At 59.7% G+C, this 14,975-nt stretch carries 14 protein-coding genes; 10 read left to right on the forward strand and 4 right to left on the reverse strand.

Going from position 1 to position 14,975, the window contains the following annotated elements; genetic code table 11:
* Positions 1-94 precede the first annotated feature (94 nt).
* From P3G59_RS01850 to P3G59_RS01860, 3 genes are all read right to left on the reverse strand, one after another.
* Positions 95-427 carry a type II toxin-antitoxin system RelE/ParE family toxin gene (locus tag P3G59_RS01850; RefSeq protein ID WP_277760226.1) on the reverse strand — a complete coding sequence of 111 codons (333 nt, stop codon included), beginning with the start codon at positions 425-427 and terminating at the stop codon, positions 95-97.
* Positions 424-696 (reverse strand): type II toxin-antitoxin system Phd/YefM family antitoxin, encoded by a 273-nt coding sequence (locus P3G59_RS01855; RefSeq protein ID WP_277760227.1) that lies wholly within the window; start codon positions 694-696, stop codon positions 424-426. Before P3G59_RS01855 ends, P3G59_RS01850 begins: the two co-directional genes overlap by 4 nt.
* Before the next feature lie 119 nt (positions 697-815).
* Positions 816-2,708: a methyl-accepting chemotaxis protein gene (locus P3G59_RS01860; protein ID WP_277760228.1), complete on the reverse strand. Its 1,893-nt coding sequence runs from the start codon at positions 2,706-2,708 to the stop codon at positions 816-818.
* 281 nt (positions 2,709-2,989) lie between these two features.
* Here P3G59_RS01860 and P3G59_RS01865 point away from each other — a divergent pair, with 281 nt between their 5' ends.
* Both P3G59_RS01865 and P3G59_RS01870 read left to right on the forward strand, forming a co-directional pair.
* Positions 2,990-3,244, forward strand: a complete 255-nt coding sequence (locus P3G59_RS01865) for a hypothetical protein (RefSeq protein WP_003220802.1) — start codon at positions 2,990-2,992, stop codon at positions 3,242-3,244.
* Positions 3,245-3,274: 30 nt separating this feature from the next.
* Positions 3,275-3,844: a lipocalin family protein gene (locus tag P3G59_RS01870; RefSeq protein ID WP_277760229.1), complete on the forward strand. Its 570-nt coding sequence runs from the start codon at positions 3,275-3,277 to the stop codon at positions 3,842-3,844.
* A gap of 121 nt (positions 3,845-3,965) precedes the next feature.
* Here P3G59_RS01870 and P3G59_RS01875 read toward each other — a convergent pair whose 3' ends face one another.
* Complete coding sequence (locus tag P3G59_RS01875; RefSeq protein ID WP_277760230.1) at positions 3,966-5,330, reverse strand: formimidoylglutamate deiminase; 1,365 nt, start codon at positions 5,328-5,330, stop codon at positions 3,966-3,968.
* 146 nt (positions 5,331-5,476) lie between these two features.
* Here P3G59_RS01875 and hutC point away from each other — a divergent pair, with 146 nt between their 5' ends.
* From hutC to hutH, 8 genes are all read left to right on the forward strand, one after another.
* On the forward strand, positions 5,477-6,187 hold the full coding sequence (gene hutC, locus P3G59_RS01880; RefSeq protein WP_162130175.1) for a histidine utilization repressor: 711 nt from the start codon (positions 5,477-5,479) through the stop codon (positions 6,185-6,187).
* Entirely contained in the window at positions 6,184-6,756 is a 573-nt protein-coding gene (locus P3G59_RS01885; RefSeq protein ID WP_277760231.1) for a HutD family protein, read from the forward strand. The genes hutC and P3G59_RS01885 overlap by 4 nt, the downstream gene beginning before the upstream one ends.
* A gap of 449 nt (positions 6,757-7,205) precedes the next feature.
* Positions 7,206-8,888 (forward strand): urocanate hydratase, encoded by a 1,683-nt coding sequence (gene hutU, locus P3G59_RS01890; RefSeq protein ID WP_277760232.1) that lies wholly within the window; start codon positions 7,206-7,208, stop codon positions 8,886-8,888.
* 138 nt (positions 8,889-9,026) lie between these two features.
* Complete coding sequence (locus tag P3G59_RS01895) at positions 9,027-10,499, forward strand: cytosine permease (protein WP_277760233.1); 1,473 nt, start codon at positions 9,027-9,029, stop codon at positions 10,497-10,499.
* A 70-nt stretch (positions 10,500-10,569) separates the two neighbouring features.
* Complete coding sequence (locus tag P3G59_RS01900; protein ID WP_277760234.1) at positions 10,570-11,538, forward strand: ABC transporter substrate-binding protein; 969 nt, start codon at positions 10,570-10,572, stop codon at positions 11,536-11,538.
* 70 nt (positions 11,539-11,608) lie between these two features.
* Complete coding sequence (locus P3G59_RS01905; RefSeq protein WP_007949591.1) at positions 11,609-12,460, forward strand: proline/glycine betaine ABC transporter permease; 852 nt, start codon at positions 11,609-11,611, stop codon at positions 12,458-12,460.
* Complete coding sequence (locus tag P3G59_RS01910) at positions 12,457-13,287, forward strand: glycine betaine/L-proline ABC transporter ATP-binding protein (RefSeq protein WP_007909304.1); 831 nt, start codon at positions 12,457-12,459, stop codon at positions 13,285-13,287. The genes P3G59_RS01905 and P3G59_RS01910 overlap by 4 nt, the downstream gene beginning before the upstream one ends.
* A 135-nt stretch (positions 13,288-13,422) precedes the next feature.
* Positions 13,423-14,946, forward strand: coding sequence for a histidine ammonia-lyase (hutH, locus tag P3G59_RS01915; RefSeq protein WP_277760235.1), 1,524 nt, complete (start codon positions 13,423-13,425; stop codon positions 14,944-14,946).
* Positions 14,947-14,975 lie beyond the last annotated feature (29 nt).

Consider the following 14,975-nt stretch of genomic DNA (forward strand, 5'->3'; position numbering starts at 1 on the left):
GCCCTGGCAGCCGTTGGCGATCTAGTGAACGCGTCAGGGTTTCAGATGTGAAAGCAAAACCCCGAAGCGCGTGAGCGTTTCGGGGTTTTTTATTTCACGGGTTGCCTTGAAGCAATCGCTTCATCAACAGAGTCGGCAGGTTTTTGCGCGTGTCAGCAATGATATGGACGTAGACAGTCTGCTCTCGAACTTCATAAATAATGCGATTCAAGCCTGAGACGATTTGTCGATACTGACCAAGGTTCAGCCTTTCTATTTCTTCCGGAATGGAGCCTGAATAGGGCTGAGATGCCAGGCCACGAATAGCGACCTTCAGACTGGCATAGGTGCTATGCCAGGTTTGGGATGAGAACTGTTTAATGAGGTAGGTACGAAGATCTTTGAGGTCTGTTTCGGCGGATTGCAGAATGACGATCTTCAAACTCATTGAGGGTCGATCCTGTCCAGCTCTGCGAAAACGTCTTCGGCATCCCGGAACTTGCCTTCCTCGATCTCTCGATTGCCCATGGCCAGAAGCTTGAGCAGGGCCATGGTGTCTTCTTGCTCTTCAAAGCTTTTGACGTCCATGACGACGAGCTTCGCTTCGCCGTTTTGAGTGATGACCAAAGGTTCACGGCTTTCGGTGATTGTTTTGACGATTTCGGCTGCGTGACTTTTCAAATAACTGATGGGCTTGATCTGGGATGAAAGCTTCATTAGTCGAACCTTCAAAAATTGAATAGGACCGAGTTTAGTCTTAATTCAGTCCTGCGTCAGGCCGAGGTGACAAACGCGTGCCGTCGTCGCTAGATCAGGCGACGACGGCACCGAGCGCTTTAAATCCTGAAACTACCCACCAACTGCTTCAACCGCGCCGCCTGCTGCTCCAGATCCGAGCACGCCCGCAACGTCGCCTGCAAGTTCTCCACACCTTCCTGATTCAGCGTGTTGATCTCGTTGATATCGACATTGATCGACTCGACCACAGCGGTCTGCTCTTCGGTTGCGGTGGCCACCGACTGGTTCATCCCGTCGATCTCGCCGATACGCTGAGTCACGCTGCCCAGACGCTCACCGGCCTGGTTGGCAATGCCGACGCTGCTTTCGCTCTCGCGCTGGCTCTCGGTCATGATGCTGACCGCCTGACGTGCGCCGACTTGTAGCTCTTCGATCATTTTCTGCACTTGCTGCGCCGAATCCTGGGTGCGGTGCGCCAAGTTGCGCACTTCATCGGCAACCACAGCGAAACCACGCCCGGCCTCACCGGCACGCGCCGCTTCGATCGCGGCGTTGAGCGCGAGCAGGTTGGTCTGCTGGGAAATGCTGGTGATCACTTCGAGAATCTGGCCGATGTTCACCGTGTTGCTGTTCAGGGTTTCGATGTTGCCGCACGAATCGCTGATCTTCGCCGACAGCTGCTGCATGGCCTGGATGGTTTTATCCACCACCTGCTGACCGTCGACCGCGAGGCTGCGTGCATCGCTCGAATGCTGCGAGGCGAGGGCGGCGTTCTGGGCGATTTCCTGCGCGGCGGCGCCGAGCTGGTTGATCGCGGCGGCGACGCTGTTGGTGCGGGTGGCTTGCTGATCCGAGTTGTACATCGACGAATTCGACGCTGCGACCACGCGCAGGGCAACTTCGTTGACCTGGCCGGTGGCCGAAGACACTTCACGGATCGAGGTGTGGATACGCTCGACGAAGCGGTTGAACGAAGTGCCCAGCGCGCCGAATTCGTCGTTGCCGTGAATCACCAGACGTTTGGTCAGATCGCCTTCACCTTCGGCGATGTCGTGCATCGCGCGGCCCATGGTCAGCAACGGTTGCATCAGCACGCGGATCAGCATGCCGAGCAGGGCGATGATGATCACCACGGCAATGATCATGGCGATCAGCGCCGAGGTGCGGAATTCGCTGAGCATCGAGAACGCAGTGTCTTTATCGAGCACCAGCGCCACGTACCAGTCGGCCGATGGTACACCGTTGACGTGGGTGAAGGAGATCAACTGCGTCTTGCCGTTGAACTCGACTTCTTTCAGGCCCGGGCTGACTTTCGGCGCGCCGTTCGGGTAGGCCTCGGCGAGGGTCTTGAGTACCAGTTTGCTGTCCGGGTGGATCAGGATCTTGCCGTCGGCACTGACGATGAACGCGTGGCCATGGCCGCCGAAGTTCAGCGAGTTGATGATCGCGCTGACGCTGGTCAGGTCGATGTCGGCGCCGGCAACGCCGAGCATCTGGCCCTGACGCTGCACCGGGGTGGCGACGGTGATCACCAGTTTGCCCGAGGAGGCGGCGATGTACGGTTCGGTGACGATGGTCTGCTGCGCGCTGTTGGCCGCCTTGTACCAGCCGCGTGCGCGTGGATCGTAATCCGGTGCGCGGTTGCCGGCCGGCACCGAGAACATCACGCCGTCGGCGCCACCGAAGTAGCTGAGCTGGAAATTGCCGGTGTAGGCGGGCAGGTCGATGATGCGTTTCAGGCTGGCTGGCGCGTTGCCGTCGACCGCCACTTGCTGCGACAGCGATTGCAGCAATTGAATGCGGCTCTCCAGCCAGGTCTGGATGTTGCTGGTGGTCAGGCTGCCCAGTTCCTGCATCGAGGCTTCGGTGCTGCTGCTCAGGGCTTCGCGCTGTCGATAGTCGTTGAACAAAATGAAACAGGCGAACGCAACGGCCACCACGAGGGCGGCAGCCAACAAAATCTTGTGGCTGAATTTCATGTTTCTGGTCATCGAATGAGCTACCGCGAAGGGGCTGGTCAAGAAAGGGCGGCAATTTGCCACACTCGGGGGCTTTGCGCTGCTCTTATTTCGACCGCGGCGCGCCAAAGATTAGGCGTGTTTTGTGAAATGCGACGAAATGCTCAATAGCCCTACAAAGTGTCTGATTTATCGACAAAAGCCGGACGGGCGGGCTAATAAATAGCCGTCCGGCCACGGAACCAGATGAGGGTTTTCTCTTCTAAGCTTCTGGTTGGCACCATGCCATCCCCCCTCGTTCCAGGAGTTACACCATGTCGCTGCGATCTATCGCCCTTCTGACGTTTTGCGTGCTGCTGGCCGCATGCAGCAAGGTCAATCAGGAAAACTATTCGAAGCTCTCGGCCGGTATGGCCAAGGCCGAAGTCGAAACCCTGCTCGGCAAACCGACTGATTGCTCGGGCGCGCTCGGCATGTCCAGTTGCACCTGGGGCGACAAGAACAGCTTTATCAGCGTGCAGTACGCCGGTGACAAAGTGCTGATGTTTTCCGGCCAAGGCCTGAAGTAAACCGGGGCTTCGCGCCCACGGAGAAGAAAAATGAAGCGGTTATTGCTGATCCTTTTTGCCGGCCTGGTACTGGCCGGCTGCGCCACTTCCGGCGTCGACCCGTTGGCGCCGAAAACTGTCAACAGCGTCAATCTCAAGCGTTATCAGGGCACCTGGTACGAGCTGGCACGCTTGCCGATGTACTTCCAGCGCAATTGCGCGCAGTCCGAAGCCCATTACACCCTCAAGCCTGATGGCAATGTCGCGGTGCTCAATCGCTGCCTGACACCGCAGTGGCAGTGGGAAGAGGTCAAGGGCACGGCTTATCCACAGGTACCGGGCAAGACCGATAAGCTTTGGGTCGAATTCGATACCTGGTTCTCACGCCTGATTCCGGGTGTGGCGAAAGGCGAATACTGGGTGCTGTACGTCAGCGATGACTACAAGACCGCCATCGTCGGCGACCCGAGTCGCAAGTACATGTGGTTGCTGTCGCGCACGCCGACCGTTAACGGTGTGGTGCGTGAAGAGCTGCTGAGCAAGGCGCGTCAGCAGGGCTATGACACCACGCGATTGATCTGGCGGGCGTCGGATCGGCAGATGGCCAAGACTTCGAATTAAACATCGCCGCAAAATCGAAATGTGGGAGCGAGCCTGCTCGCGAAGAGGGCGTGTCAGTTAACGAAAATGTTGGCTGATACACCGCTTTCGCGAGCAGGCTCGCTCCCACATTGGTTATGCGTCAGCCCAGAAGTTCGCGCAGGACTTGGGTGAAGGCGCGATTGCTTTCTTCTTCTCCCGTATGCCGCCCATCGCGCACCACCCACTGGCCATTGACCAGCACATCGCGCACCTGACGATCGCCACCGGCAAATAGCCAGCGATTCAAAATCCCGTCACCGCTGGCTGTCGCCAGATACGGATCGTTGCCATCGAGCACAATCCAGTCGGCCCGCTTGCCGACTTCCAGCGCACCAATCGGCTGCCCCAACGCCTGAGCGCCACCGTCCAGCGCCGCGTCGTACAGCGTGCGGCCAACCATCGGCTGATCCGCGCCATACAAACGGTTACGTCGCTGATCGCGCAGACGCTGACCGTATTCCAGCCAACGCAATTCTTCCACCACGCTGAGCGAGACATGGCTGTCGGAACCGATGCCCATGCGCCCGCCCTGTGCGAGGAAATCCACCGCCGGGAAAATCCCGTCGCCAAGGTTCGCTTCAGTGGTCAGGCACAGGCCGGCGATGGCGCGACTCTTGGCCATCAACGTGACTTCTTCCGGGTTGGCGTGGGTGGCGTGGACCAGGCACCAGCGCTGATCGACCTCGGCATTTTCGTATAGCCATTGCAGCGGCCGCCGACCGCTCCAGCTCAGGCAGTCGTCGACTTCTTTTTGCTGTTCGGCGATGTGGATGTGAATCGGGCATTGTTTGTCGCTGGCCGCCAAGACTTCGCTGATCTGCTGCGGGGTCACCGCGCGCAACGAGTGGAAGCACAGGCCCAGTGATTGCGCCTTTTGCTGCGCCAACATTGGCTGCAAGCGTGACTGCAGATTCAGGTAGTTTTCGGTGCTGTTGATAAAGCGACGCTGGCCATCGTTGGGCGTCTGGCCGCCAAAACCGGAGTGGCTGTAGAGCACTGGCAGCAGGGTCAGACCGATGCCGCTGTCGCTCGCGGCCTGACTGATGCGCAACGCCAGTTCAGCCGGATCGGCGTAGGGCTGACCATTGTTGTCGTGGTGCACGTAGTGAAATTCAGCGACCGAGGTGTAACCGGCCTTGAGCATTTCGATGTACAGCTGACGGGCAATGACGCCGAGCTGATCCGGGCTGATTTTTCCGACGAGCCGATACATCAGATCGCGCCACGTCCAGAAACTGTCGTTCGGATTGCCGGCCACTTCAGCCAGACCTGCCATCGCTCGCTGGAAGGCATGGGAGTGCAAATTGGGCATGCCCGGCAGCAGCGGGCCGCGTAGCCGTTCAGCGCCATCTGCGATGGAATCGGCCTGGATTCGGGTCAGCACGCCCTCGGCGCTGACCTCAAGACGTACATTGTTGGCCCATCCGTTAGGCAGCAGCGCGCGTTCGGCAAAGAAGGCGGACATGGTTCAGCACCCCATCGTGTGTTATTTGTATATACATATACAGACGTTTGCCTGCCCGGTAAACTCCGGCAAGCTAGCCACTTTCATCCAAAGAACAGGGATCAACCGTGCCGACTCCGCCTCCAGTCTCCCCGTTGGCCGCGAACATGGGCGACAGTCCGGCGCCCTTGTACGCCCGCGTCAAACAGATGATCACTCAGCAGATCGACAGCGGAAACTGGCCGCCGCACTACCGCGTGCCGTCCGAGAGCGAGCTGGTCAACCAACTCGGTTTCAGCCGCATGACCATCAACCGCGCCTTGCGCGAGATGACCGCTGACGGTCTGTTGGTGCGCATGCAAGGTGTCGGCACGTTTGTCGCCGAACCGAAGAGCCAATCGGCGCTGTTCGAAGTGCATAACATCGCCGACGAAATTGCCTCCCGTGGCCATCGCCACACCTGCCAGGTGATCACCCTCGAAGAAGAGGCCGCCGGTTCCGAACGTGCGCTGGCGCTGGACATGCGCGAAGGGCAGAAGGTGTTCCACTCGCTGATCGTGCATTACGAAAACGACATTCCGGTGCAAATAGAAGACCGTTTCGTCAACGCGCTGGTCGCCCCGGAATACCTCAAGCAGGACTTCACTCTGCAGACGCCTTACGCCTATCTCAACCAGGTCGCGCCGCTGACTGAAGGCGAGCACGTGGTTGAAGCAATCCTCGCCGAATCGTCCGAGTGCAAGTTGCTGCAGATTGAAAAGGGCGAGCCTTGCTTGCTGATTCGTCGCCGCACGTGGTCGGGGCGTCAGCCGGTGACCGCTGCTCGTCTGATCCATCCCGGTTCTCGTCATCGTCTGGAAGGACGCTTTCATAAATGAGCAGTGAAGTGAAGGTTTTACGCGCTGAAGGTTATCCGCGCATGCCGTGGAAAAACGGCGGCGGCAGCACCGAGGAAATCACCCGTGATGCGGGTGCCGGTCTGGATGGTTTTGGCTGGCGTCTGTCGATTGCCGACATCGCCGAGTCGGGCGGTTTTTCAACCTTCGCCGGATACCAGCGGGTGATCACCGTGTTGCAGGGCGACGGCATGACCCTGTGTGTGGACGGTGACGATACTCGGCCATTGTTACCGCTCGACCCGTTTGCTTTCAGCGGCGAAAGTCAGGTGTCCTGCACACTGCTCGGTGGCGCGATTCGCGATTTCAACCTGATCTACGCGCCGCAGCGTTACAGCGCAAGGTTGCAGTGGCTGGACGGTGAACAGCAGTTCTTCAGCTCGGCGGGGACGGTGCTGGTGTTCAGTGTCAGTGAGCTGCTGCAAGTGCAGGTCGGTGACGCCGTTTCGCAACTCGGTCGCCATGATTGTCTGCAACTGGACGGTAACGCCGGACTGGTTGAAGTTTCCACCAATGCCGCTTGCTGTGTCATTGAGCTGACGGCGCGCTGATTCAAAAATCTTAAAAGATCGCAGCCTTCGGCAGCTCCTACAGGGTGTACATCAATCCCACTGTAGGAGTTGCCGAAGGCTGCGATCTTTTGCTTTTGAGATGTTCCCAACCCACGCACCAACTTGTTACCGAACGCCCCAGCGTGGCGCAAAACCACGCTTTCGTAACAACCCCCAACCCCCTCCATCAATACCCTCGAATTATTTCATCAACGCCAGAACCCTTGATTCAGGCGCTCTCCAACCCTGTCCGCGATTTTTCTTGAACACCCCTTCAGCAAGTTGGCCGCTTGATTGCATATGCTTGTATGTACAAGTAAAGACGTATGCGTATGAGTCGCTTGAGACTCTCCGCAGCGTCCACTGATTCGCTTGTCGCGCATCGAAGCGCACAGGCTGCTTGCCCACTGCCAGGGTTGGTTTGAATTGATCGCTGAGGAGTCTTTTTCGTGACTGACAATAAGCCTACAAAGTTTCGCAACGTTGAGATCCGCGCTGCCCGCGGCAACAAGCTGACCGCCAAGAGCTGGCTGACCGAAGCGCCTTTGCGCATGCTGATGAACAACCTCGATCCGGAAGTCGCCGAGAACCCGAAAGAGCTGGTGGTCTACGGTGGTATCGGTCGCGCCGCGCGTAACTGGGAGTGCTACGACAAAATCGTCGAGAGCCTGACCAACCTGAACGACGACGAGACCCTGCTGGTGCAATCCGGCAAGCCGGTCGGCGTGTTCAAGACCCACGCCAACGCCCCGCGTGTGCTGATCGCCAACTCCAACCTGGTGCCGCACTGGGCGAGCTGGGAGCACTTCAACGAACTCGACGCCAAAGGCCTGGCCATGTACGGCCAGATGACCGCCGGCAGCTGGATCTACATCGGCAGCCAGGGCATCGTTCAAGGCACCTACGAAACCTTCGTTGAAGCCGGTCGCCAGCACTACAACGACAACCTCAGCGGCAAGTGGGTATTGACCGCCGGTCTCGGTGGCATGGGCGGCGCACAACCTCTGGCGGCAACGCTGGCTGGCGCGTGCTCGCTGAACATCGAATGCCAACAAGTCAGCATCGATTTCCGCCTGAAAAGCCGTTACGTCGACGAGCAAGCCAAAGACCTCGACGACGCGCTGGCGCGCATCGACAAATACACCAAAGAAGGCAAAGCGATTTCCATCGCGCTGCTGGGTAACGCCGCAGAAATCCTTCCGGAACTGGTCAAGCGCGGCGTACGCCCGGACATGGTCACCGACCAGACCAGCGCCCACGACCCGCTTAACGGTTACCTGCCGGCCGGCTGGACCTGGGACGAATACCGCGCTCGCGCCAAGACCGAACCCGCCGCTGTGATCAAAGCCGCCAAGCAGTCGATGGCTGTGCACGTCAAAGCCATGCTGGAGTTCCAGAAGCAAGGCATTCCGACCTTTGACTACGGCAACAACATCCGTCAGATGGCCCAGGAAGAAGGTGTCGAAAACGCGTTCGACTTCCCGGGTTTCGTACCGGCCTATATCCGTCCGCTGTTCTGCCGTGGCATCGGCCCGTTCCGTTGGGCGGCGCTGTCGGGTGATCCGCAAGACATCTACAAAACCGACGCCAAGGTCAAAGAGCTGATCCCGGACGACGCGCACCTGCACAACTGGCTGGATATGGCCCGCGAGCGCATCAGCTTCCAGGGGCTGCCGGCGCGTATCTGCTGGGTTGGCCTGGGCCTGCGCGCCAAGCTCGGTCTGGCGTTCAACGAAATGGTGCGCAGCGGCGAGTTGTCGGCGCCGATCGTGATCGGTCGTGATCACCTCGACTCCGGCTCGGTTGCCAGTCCGAACCGCGAAACCGAATCGATGCAGGATGGTTCCGACGCTGTGTCCGACTGGCCGCTGCTCAACGCTCTGCTCAACACCGCGAGCGGCGCGACCTGGGTTTCCCTGCACCACGGCGGCGGCGTCGGTATGGGCTTCTCGCAGCACTCGGGCATGGTGATTGTCTGCGACGGCACTGACGAAGCGGCCGAGCGCATTGCGCGCGTGCTGCACAACGACCCGGCGACCGGCGTCATGCGTCATGCCGATGCCGGTTACCAGATCGCCATCGACTGCGCCAAGGAACAGGGCCTGAACCTGCCGATGATTACCGGCAAATAAACGCACAACCCTGTAGGAGCTGCCGCAGGCTGCGATCTTTTGATGTTGGTTTTTTAAGATCAAAAGATCGCAGCCTGCGCAAGCTCCTACAGAGATCCAACCAACTCACAACGAATAACAATCCACAGAGGTTGAATCATGGCTGTTAACACCGATCGTGCAGGTAACAAACCGTTGATCGAAAGGCGTTCGATCGACTACATCCCGGAAGCGGAAAGACACGGTCGTCTGTTTAGCCAGTTCACCCTGTGGATGGGTGCCAACCTGCAAATCACCGCAATTGTCACCGGGGCCTTGGCCGTGGTGCTGGGCGGTGATGTGTTCTGGTCGCTGATCGGCCTGTTGATCGGTCAATTGCTCGGCGGTGGCGTAATGGCTCTGCATGCTGCCCAAGGGCCTAAGCTCGGTCTGCCGCAGATGATCTCCAGTCGCGTGCAGTTTGGCGTTTATGGTGCGGCGATTCCGATTGTGCTGGTGTGCCTGATGTACCTGGGTTTCACCGCAACGGGCACGGTGCTTTCCGGCCAGGCGCTGGGCCAGTTGTTTGGCGTTAGCGATACCGTGGGTATCCTGCTGTTCGCCAGTGTCATTGTTGTGGTCACGGTGCTCGGTTATCGGGTGATCCACTGGATCGGCCGTGTCGCCAGCGTCATTGGCGTGATCGCTTTCGTTTATCTGTTCAGCCGTCTGATCAGTCAGGTAGACGTTGGTGCACTGTTGCAAATCCGTCACTTCAGCTGGAGCAGTTTCCTGCTCGCGGTATCGCTTGCCGCGTCGTGGCAGATCGCTTTCGGCCCTTACGTGGCTGACTATTCCCGTTACCTGCCGAGCAAGACCTCGGCGGTAAAAACCTTCTTCGCCGCCGGTGCCGGCTCTGTGGTTGGCGCACAAGTGGCGATGATCCTCGGCGTGTTCGCCGCGGCTTCCTCCAACGGCCAGTTCGCCGGTCACGAAGTCGCCTACATCGTCGGTCTGGGCGGCGCCGGTGCCACCGCTGCGCTGCTGTACTTCAGCATCGCGTTCGGCAAGGTGACCATCTCGACACTGAACTCCTACGGCAGCTTCATGTGCATCGCGACCATCATCAGTGGTTTCAAAGGCCACCTGACCGTCACCCGCATGCAGCGTCTGGTGTTTGTGCTGGTCATCGTTGGCGCGGCGACCCTGATCGCACTGCTCGGTCAGCACTCGTTCCTCGGTGCGTTCAAGTCTTTCATCCTGTTCCTGCTCGCGTTCTTCACACCGTGGAGCGCGATCAACCTGGTCGACTACTACTGCATCACCCGTGAGCGCTATGACGTGCCGGCGCTGGCCGATCCGAACGGTCGCTACGGTCGCTGGAACCTGCTCGGCATCAGCGTCTATGTGTTCGGCGTGCTGGTGCAGTTGCCGTTCATCTCCACCAAGTTCTATACCGGCCCGCTGGTGGCTGCCCTCGGTGATGTCGATATCTCCTGGATCATCGGCCTCGTGCTGCCGGCTGCCGTCTATTACGTGTGCGCAAAAAAATGGCACAGCGCGGTACCCGATCAACTGATTCTGCCGGTCGAGCAGAACAGCCATGCACAACCTGAAAAAAGCGGGGCCAGTCGCGTAGCGGCGCAGGCCTGATTGGACGTGGACAGGGCTGGATGCCTCTTGACTGCCGTAAGCCCAATTCATGATTAGGAGCGTCACGACAATGAAATCGAACAAGACCCTGCTGACCACACTGCTTTCCATGGGCCTGCTCGCCAGTGCCGGTGCCGTTCAGGCCGCCGGTTGGTGCGAATCGGGCAAACCGGTGAAATTTGCCGGGCTGAACTGGGAAAGCGGCATGCTGCTGACCGACGTCCTGCAAGTGGTGCTGGAGAAAGGCTACGACTGCAAAACCGACAGCCTGCCGGGCAACTCCATCACCATGGAAAACGCCCTGAGCAGCAACGATATTCAGGTGTTCGCCGAAGAGTGGGTCGGCCGTAGCGAGGTCTGGAACAAGGCCGAGAAGGCCGGCAAGGTCGTCGGCGTCGGCGCACCCGTGGTGGGCGCGGTGGAAGGCTGGTACGTGCCGCGCTACGTGATCGAAGGCGACGCCAAGCGCAAGCTCGAGCCGAAAGCGCCAGACCTGAAAAACATCGCTGACCTGGGCAAATACGCCGCTGTGTTCAAGGACGCCGAAGAGCCATCCAAGGGGCGTTTCTACAACTGCCCGGCCGGCTGGACCTGCGAGCTCGATAACAGCGAAATGCTGAAAAGCTACGGCCTGGAAAGCAGCTACACCAACTTCCGTCCGGGCACAGGCCCGGCGCTGGATGCGGCGGTGCTGTCGAGCTACAAGCGTGGTGAGCCGATCCTGTTCTACTACTGGTCGCCAACCCCGCTGATGGGGCAGGTCGATCTGGTCAAACTCGAAGAAAAACCGGGCGTCGACAAGTCTGTGAGCATCAAAGTCGGCCTGTCCAAGACCTTCCACGACGAGGCCCCGGAACTGGTCGCCGTGCTGGAAAAGGTCAACCTGCCGATCGACCTGTTGAACCAGAACCTGGGCCGCATGGCCAAGGAACGTATCGAGTCGCCAAAACTGGCGAAAATCTTCCTCAAGGAACATCCTGAGGTCTGGCACGCATGGGTGAGCGACGACGCAGCCAGGAAAATCGACGCGGCCTTGTAGGTTGAGTTTTGCCGACTGCTGGCAACAGCAGTCGGACGCTTGATCGCAACCCCTTGATTGAGAGTCTCTTATGTTTCCCGAAAGCTTTACCTTTTCCATCGCCGACTGGGTCAACGGTTGGGTCGATTCGCTGGTCACCAACTACGGTGATGTGTTCCGCCACATCTCTGACACCCTGCTCTGGGCCATCGTCAATCTCGAAGGTTTGCTGCGTGCGGCGCCGTGGTGGTTGATGCTGGCGATCGTCGGTGTGGTCGCCTGGCATGCCACGCGCAAAGTCGTGACCACGGCGGTCATCGTCGGTCTGCTGTTCCTCGTTGGCGCTGTCGGCCTGTGGGACAAACTCATGCAAACCCTGGCGCTGATGATGGTCGCGACGATCATTTCGGTGCTGATCGGCATCCCGCTGGGGATTCTCTCGGCGCGCAGCAATCGCCTGCGTTCGGTGCTGATGCCGCTGCTCGACATCATGCAAACCATGCCAAGTTTCGTGTACCTGATCCCGGTGCTGATGCTGTTCGGTCTGGGCAAGGTGCCGGCGATTTTCGCTACCGTTATCTATGCCGCGCCACCGCTGATTCGCCTGACCGATCTGGGCATTCGCCAGGTCGACGGCGAAGTGATGGAAGCGATCAACGCTTTCGGCGCCAACCGCTGGCAGCAACTGTTTGGCGTGCAACTGCCGCTGGCCCTGCCAAGCATCATGGCCGGGATCAACCAGACCACCATGATGGCCCTGTCGATGGTGGTGATCGCCTCGATGATCGGTGCCCGGGGCCTGGGTGAAGATGTGCTGGTGGGGATTCAGACCCTCAACGTCGGACGCGGTCTTGAGGCCGGTCTGGCGATCGTGATTCTCGCAGTGGTCATCGACCGCATTACTCAGGCGTACGGTCGGCCACGGCATGAGGTGAGCAAATGAGCAACGCAACCGTAAGCAAGATCGAAGTCAAAAACGTCTTCAAGATTTTCGGCAACCGCGCCAAGGATGCCTTGGCCATGGTCGGCCAGGGCAAGACCAAGGATCAGGTGCTGAGCGAAACCGGTTGCGTGGTCGGCGTTAACGACCTGTCGCTGAGCATCGGCACCGGCGAGATCTTCGTGATCATGGGCCTGTCCGGCTCGGGCAAATCGACGCTGGTACGTCACTTCAATCGCCTGATCGACCCGACCAGCGGCGCGATCCTGGTCGACGGCGTCGACATCCTGCAGTACGACATGGACGCCCTGCGCGAATTTCGCCGGCACAAGATCAGCATGGTGTTCCAGAGCTTCGGCCTGTTGCCGCACAAGACTGTGCTCGACAACGTCGCTTACGGCCTGAAAGTGCGTGGCGAGAGCAAGCAAATGTGCTCGGAACGCGCGCTGCACTGGATCAACACCGTGGGCCTGAAGGGCTACGAAAACAAATACCCGCACCAGCTCTCCGGCGGCATGCGCCAGCGTGTCGGCCTGGCCCGCGCCCTGGCGGCGGACACCGACATCATCCTGATGGATGAAGCCTTCAGCGCCCTCGATCCGCTGATCCGCGCCGAGATGCAGGACCAGTTGCTCGAGCTGCAGAAGACTCTGCACAAGACCATCGTCTTCATCACCCACGACCTCGATGAGGCCGTGCGTATTGGTAACCGCATTGCGATTCTCAAGGACGGCCGCCTGATTCAGGTCGGCACGCCAAGAGAGATCCTGCATTCGCCGGCCGATGAGTATGTCGACCGCTTCGTGCAGCGGCGGGCGGCGGTGGTTTAGGTAGATTTGTGCTGGTTGGGCTGGCCTCTTCGCGAGCAGGCTCGCTCCCACAGGGGGTACGCATTCCAAATGTGGGAGCGAGCCTGCTCGCGAAGGCGGCGGTAAAGCTGCATCAATGTTCGGATGAGGTTGAAGATGTCCCAGGCTGAAAAAATCGTTATCACAGGCGCCCCTCTGCGTTGGCAGGATGTGGTCGCTGTCGCCCGTCACGGCGCGCCTCTGGAACTGTCCAGCGACACCTGGGCGCGCATCGAAAACGCGCAAGGCATCGTCCAGCGCATCGTCGAAAGCGGCGAACGCGCCTATGGCGTCAACACCGGTCTGGGCGGTCTGTCCAACGTCTCGCTGCAAGACGAACAACTCAGCCAGCTGTCGCGCAACACCTTGCTCAGCCATGCCTGCGGCGTTGGCCCGGTGCTTGCCGACGAGCAGACCCGCGCGATCATCTGCGCGGCGATCCACAACTACAGCCACGGCAAATCCGGCATTCATCGCCGGGTCGTCGAAGCGCTGCTGGCGCTGCTCAATCGCGGCATCACCCCGCAAGTGCCGTCGCAGGGTTCGGTGGGCTACCTGACCCACATGGCGCACATCGGCATCACGCTGCTCGGTGTCGGCAATGTCAGCTATCGCGGGCAGATCACCTCTGCGCAACAGGCGCTGGCCGAAGAAGGTCTGCAACCGGTGCAACTCGGCGCGAAGGACGGCTTGTGCCTGGTCAACGGCACGCCGTGCATGACCGGTCTCAGCTGTCTGGCGATTGCCGATGCCACGCGACTGGTGCAATGGGCGGATGTCATTGGCGCCATGAGTTTCGAAGCGCAGCGCGGCCAGATCGATGCCTTCGACGCTGAAATCATCGCGTTGAAACCGCACCCCGGCATGCAACAGGTCGGCATCAATTTGCGCGCGCTGCTCGATGGCAGTGAAGTGATCGCGTCGAGCAAAGGCATTCGCACTCAGGATGCGCTGAGCATCCGTTCGATTCCGCAGGTGCACGGTGCCGCGCGGGATCAACTGGAGCATGCGATCAAACAAGTCGAGGCCGAGCTCAACGGTTGCACCGATAACCCGCTGCTGCTCGGCACACCGGACCACTTCCGGGTGATGTCGCAAGCCAACCCGCACGGCCAATCGGTGGCGATGGCGGCGGATTTGCTGGCGATTGCCATGGCCGAAATCGGCTCGATTGCCGAGCGTCGCCTCGATCGTCTGGTCAACCCGCACGTCAGCGGTCTGCCGGCGTTTCTGGTGGCCAATCCCGGGGTCAACTCGGGGATGATGATCGTCCAGTACGTCGCTGCGTCGCTGTGTGCGGAAAACCGCCAGTTGGCGCAACCGGCGGTGCTCGACAACTACATCACCTCGGGCCTGCAGGAAGACCACCTGAGCATGGGCACCAACGCCGCGCTGAAGCTGCATCGCGCTTTGGAAAACTGCACGCAGATCCTCGCCATCGAGTATCTGCTGGCGGCGCAGGCGTTTGAATTTCTCAAGGCGCAGCGCTTCGGCGCGGGCACCGATGTCGCCTGGCGACTGCTGCGCGAAAAAGTCCCGGCCTACGATCAGGATCGCTGGCTGGCGCCGGATATCGCCGCCGCTGCGAGCGTGTTGAAAGCGCCGAATCTGCCACACAACGTTTTACCGAATTTGCACTAACAACGACCCATACCAGCGTGCCAAGGCGC

Origin of the sequence: Pseudomonas sp. A34-9, from assembly GCF_029543085.1 — a bacterium.
In the GTDB taxonomy this organism is placed as follows: domain Bacteria; phylum Pseudomonadota; class Gammaproteobacteria; order Pseudomonadales; family Pseudomonadaceae; genus Aquipseudomonas.

Coding starts and splice junctions, on each gene's coding strand:
- P3G59_RS01885 (WP_277760231.1), top strand. CDS start 6,184: ATGAGCAGTGAAGTGAAGGTTTTACGCGCTGAAGGTTATCCGCGCATG.
- hutH (WP_277760235.1), top strand. CDS start 13,423: ATGTCCCAGGCTGAAAAAATCGTTATCACAGGCGCCCCTCTGCGTTGG.
- P3G59_RS01905 (WP_007949591.1), top strand. CDS start 11,609: ATGTTTCCCGAAAGCTTTACCTTTTCCATCGCCGACTGGGTCAACGGT.
- P3G59_RS01900 (WP_277760234.1), top strand. CDS start 10,570: ATGAAATCGAACAAGACCCTGCTGACCACACTGCTTTCCATGGGCCTG.
- P3G59_RS01855 (WP_277760227.1), bottom strand. CDS start 696: ATGAAGCTTTCATCCCAGATCAAGCCCATCAGTTATTTGAAAAGTCAC.
- P3G59_RS01870 (WP_277760229.1), top strand. CDS start 3,275: ATGAAGCGGTTATTGCTGATCCTTTTTGCCGGCCTGGTACTGGCCGGC.
- P3G59_RS01860 (WP_277760228.1), bottom strand. CDS start 2,708: ATGACCAGAAACATGAAATTCAGCCACAAGATTTTGTTGGCTGCCGCC.
- P3G59_RS01850 (WP_277760226.1), bottom strand. CDS start 427: ATGAGTTTGAAGATCGTCATTCTGCAATCCGCCGAAACAGACCTCAAA.
- P3G59_RS01875 (WP_277760230.1), bottom strand. CDS start 5,330: ATGTCCGCCTTCTTTGCCGAACGCGCGCTGCTGCCTAACGGATGGGCC.
- P3G59_RS01895 (WP_277760233.1), top strand. CDS start 9,027: ATGGCTGTTAACACCGATCGTGCAGGTAACAAACCGTTGATCGAAAGG.
- P3G59_RS01910 (WP_007909304.1), top strand. CDS start 12,457: ATGAGCAACGCAACCGTAAGCAAGATCGAAGTCAAAAACGTCTTCAAG.
- hutC (WP_162130175.1), top strand. CDS start 5,477: ATGGGCGACAGTCCGGCGCCCTTGTACGCCCGCGTCAAACAGATGATC.
- P3G59_RS01865 (WP_003220802.1), top strand. CDS start 2,990: ATGTCGCTGCGATCTATCGCCCTTCTGACGTTTTGCGTGCTGCTGGCC.